Source organism: Micrococcus sp. HMSC31B01, assembly GCF_001816085.1.
GTDB classification, from domain to species: Bacteria; Actinomycetota; Actinomycetes; order Actinomycetales; family Micrococcaceae; genus Micrococcus; species Micrococcus luteus.
Map to the genome: position 1 here is coordinate 1 of NZ_KV825345.1, position 2,199 is coordinate 2,199.

Here is a 2,199-nt window from a genome sequence, read left to right on the forward strand (position 1 = left end):
CGGCCCCCGCGCTGACGGCGGCCCTCGGCGCGACGGGCGAGGTGCAGGCCCACGCCGTCGCCTACCTGCGCTGCTCCATGCCGGGGCTGCCGGCCCTGCTGGCCGTGCTCGCGGCCACCGGGGTGCTCCGCGGCCTCCAGGACACCGTGACGCCGCTCGTGGTGGCGGGTGTGGGCTTCGGCGCGAACATCGGGCTGAACGTGGCCCTGGTGTACGGGCTGGGCTGGGGCGTGGCCGGCTCGGCCGTCGGCACGTCCGTGGTGCAGTGGGCGATGCTCGTGACGTACCTGTTCGTGCTGGCCCCGCGCTTCCGCCGCTCGGGCACGGTGTGGGCGCCCCGTGCGTCGGGCATGCGCGCCACGGCCCAGGTGGGCTCGTGGCTGCTGCTGCGCACCGCGAGCCTGCGGGCGGCCATCCTCATCACCGTCATGGCCGCTGCCGGAGCGGGCGACCTCACCCTCGCCGCGCACCAGCTCGTCTTCACGCTGTTCTCCACGCTGGCGTTCGCCCTCGACGCCCTCGCGATCGCCGCGCAGGCCCTGATCGGCGCCGAGCTCGGGGCCGCCCGGCCGGACGCCGCCCGTCGCCTCACCCGGACGATGGTGCGCTGGGGGCTGGGCTTCGGCGTCGTGACCGGGGCCGTGCTGGCCCTGGCGGCACCGGTGCTGCCGGGGCTGTTCACCACGGACCCGACCGTGCAGGCCGCCGCCACCGTGGGCCTGTGGGTGCTGGCCGCCGGGCAGCCGGTGGCCGGCTACGTGTTCGTGCTGGACGGCGTGCTGATCGGCGCCGGCGACGCCCGCTACCTCGCCCTCGCCGGCCTCGTGAACCTCGTGGTCTACGCGCCGGCGCTCTGGGTGCTCGCGCAGCTCGCCACGGGCGGGTTCGGCTGGACCGCGGTCTGGCCCGGACCGAACGCCGCCGTGCCCGACGCCGGTGTGCAGCTGGGCCTGCTCTGGCTCGGCTTCGCGGGGGTCTACATGGGGATGCGGGCGCTCACCCTCGGCTGGCGGGCCCGGCGCGACGACTGGATGCGGCTCGGCGTCGGGTGAGCGCGTCCGGGCGGTGACGCGCGGGCCGGGCCGCGGCCGCACTGCTCCTAGACTGGGGCGGTGGCTACCGTGCAGACCCCCCTCGAGATCTCGTCCGTGGTGTTCAAGCCGATCCTGATCCGCGCCGTGGTGGCGCTGGCGTTCGGTCTGACCACCGTGTTCGTCGCCGAGCCGGGCCTGACGTGGATGAAGGTCATGTTCGCGCTGTACCTGGCGTTCTCCGGTTCGGCGATGTGGGAGTACCTGCGCCGCGACCCGGTGCCCGTGGCCATGCGCTCCCCGCTGTCCCTGGCGGCGGCCGCGTGGATGCTCGGCGTGATCGTGCTGCTGTTCCTGGGGTCCCCGGCGGCGGTGGGCGTGGCGGCCGGCGCCGCCCTCGTGCTCGGCGGCGTCGCCGAGCTCGTGGCGTGGGCCCGCCACCGCCGCGAGTTCATCCCCGCGCGGGACCAGCTGTGGACCGGACTCGTGGGCCTGCTCTCCGGGGGCGGCGTGGTCGTGGCGGCCCTGCAGGGCTTCGGCCCGCACGCCCTGCTCGGCATCGCCGGCGGCGGGGCGATCCTGATCGGGGTGCTCCTGATGGTCTCCGGGCTCGGCTTCCACCACGAGGTGCGCCGCGACCGCGGCACCGCCAAGGGGCTCTGAGTCGACCCGCCGACGCCAGCACGTAGACTGGATCCGGTCCACCGCGCCGTCTCGCCAGCAGCCGCGCCGCCGCGGACCACGCCACCCGAGCCGCCCCCAGCCGTCAGGAGTCCCGCCGTGAGCGCACCGTCCCCCCGCCCGTCCGCCGATCGCGCCGGATCCGGCCGCCCGGCACGCGGCGGTCTGCGCACCACGGTCAAGGGCCCGCTCGTCTTCTCCGCCGTGCTCGGCCTGATCGGCGGGGTGATCGCCGGCATCACGGCCTCCGGCGGCACCCAGAATCCACTGCGCGTCGACATCGCGCTGATCGCCTTCGGCGTCTTCTTCATGACCTCGCTCGTGGTGGTGGCCATGCTGCAGCTCGCCGCGCGCGAGAACCCGGACCACCTCTCCCAGGGCTCCGGCGTGAACCGCTCCTCCGAGGAGATGTTCCGCAAGGCCGCCGCCGAGCGCCGCGCCCAGGCCGCCGCCGAGCGCCGCGAGCAGGGCGGCACCGGAGGCGACG

At 75.8% G+C, this 2,199-nt stretch carries 3 protein-coding genes; all 3 read left to right on the plus strand.

The window, feature by feature from the left end; genetic code table 11:
- On the plus strand, positions 1 to 1,052 hold a 1,052-nt coding region (locus HMPREF3105_RS10585), incomplete at its 5' end, for an MATE family efflux transporter (RefSeq protein ID WP_070709554.1).
- 60 nt (positions 1,053 to 1,112) lie between these two features.
- Complete coding sequence (locus tag HMPREF3105_RS10590) at positions 1,113 to 1,694, plus strand: hypothetical protein (protein ID WP_043276001.1); 582 nt, start codon at positions 1,113 to 1,115, stop codon at positions 1,692 to 1,694.
- A gap of 117 nt (positions 1,695 to 1,811) precedes the next feature.
- The coding region (locus tag HMPREF3105_RS10595; protein WP_070709555.1) for a hypothetical protein at positions 1,812 to 2,199 on the plus strand (388 nt) is incomplete at its 3' end.